We start from the raw sequence: 1,193 nt of genomic DNA on the forward strand, positions 1-1,193 counted from the left end.
TTGTGGATTCCGGAATAGGAATGAGCAAAGAATTCATCGAAAAGATCTTTAAAAAATTCTATCAGGAAGATGCATCCATTGCCAGAAAAGTAGGCGGAACCGGTTTAGGAATGGCGATCACCAAAGAGTTGGTAAAGCTGATGCAGGGAAACATTACAATAGAAAGCGAAAAAGAAAAAGGAACAAAAATAGATGTTACACTCGTTCTTCCTAAGGGAATACCGGAAAAATTAGAAAACCGGTCAGACTTCAGTCAGGAGATCTCCGTGGAAGGAACTCAGGTTCTTTTGGTAGAAGACAGTGAGCTAAACAGACTGGTTGCACAGAACACCCTTCAAAACTTTAAATGTATCGTTACCGAAGCGGAAAACGGAGCCAGAGCATTAGAAATATTAAAAGAGAAAAACTTTGATATCATTCTCATGGATATACAGATGCCGGAATTGGACGGAATAGAAACCACGAAAATTCTGAGAAAGCAATACCATGTTTCTACCCCAATTATTGCATTGACAGCCAATGCATTTAAAACAGAAGTAGAAAAATGCAGAAAGGCGGGAATGGACAGTTACATTACAAAACCCTATTCTGAAAATGAACTGCTGGAAACCATATATCATTACACAAAAGGAAAAACAGAACAGCAAGATACAAATGAAGAAGCGGGAATTTATAATCTGCAGAATTTAAGATTGTTAAGCAGAGGAGATGAGAGTTTTGTAAAAAAGATGATCACCATCTTCATCAGCCAGATTGAAAATGTGCTTCCGCAAATCCACACCTCTTTTGTGGAAAAGAACTACGCGGAGATCTCCAGACTGACTCATAAAATAAAACCAAGCATAGAACAGATAGGAATAATCTCCATTACAGAACATGTGAAAACACTGGAAGCGAAATCGAAAGATATATCAGTAGACCATCAGGAACTTTATGAAATGTTCTGTTACATAGAAGACATATTAACTTCGGCTGTACGTTTGCTTAAGGAGAAAGAACTTTAGAGCCTGTTTACATATTGAGTTTGTTTAAACTTTTTTAAATAAAAATATTCTTTTTGGAATACGCAGGATTTTATTTTTAGAGCGTGTCTAAATTTATAATTTATTTTTCCATTAAGGAGTTAAGCCTCTTTAGCTTAAAAAACTTAATAAAAATCAATGTATTGATTTCTTAATTAGAATCAGTTTAAC

Annotated in this window: 1 protein-coding gene; it reads left to right on the plus strand. The window is 35.4% G+C overall.

Annotation, left to right across the window (positions count from 1 at the left end; translation table 11 throughout):
* Positions 1 to 1,004, plus strand: a 1,004-nt coding sequence (locus WFK35_RS22840; RefSeq protein WP_336734940.1) for a response regulator, incomplete at its 5' end; no start/stop codon positions are given.
* Positions 1,005 to 1,193 lie beyond the last annotated feature (189 nt).

The organism is Chryseobacterium sp. VD8, from assembly GCF_037149975.1.
Classification (GTDB): domain Bacteria; phylum Bacteroidota; class Bacteroidia; order Flavobacteriales; family Weeksellaceae; genus Chryseobacterium; species Chryseobacterium indicum.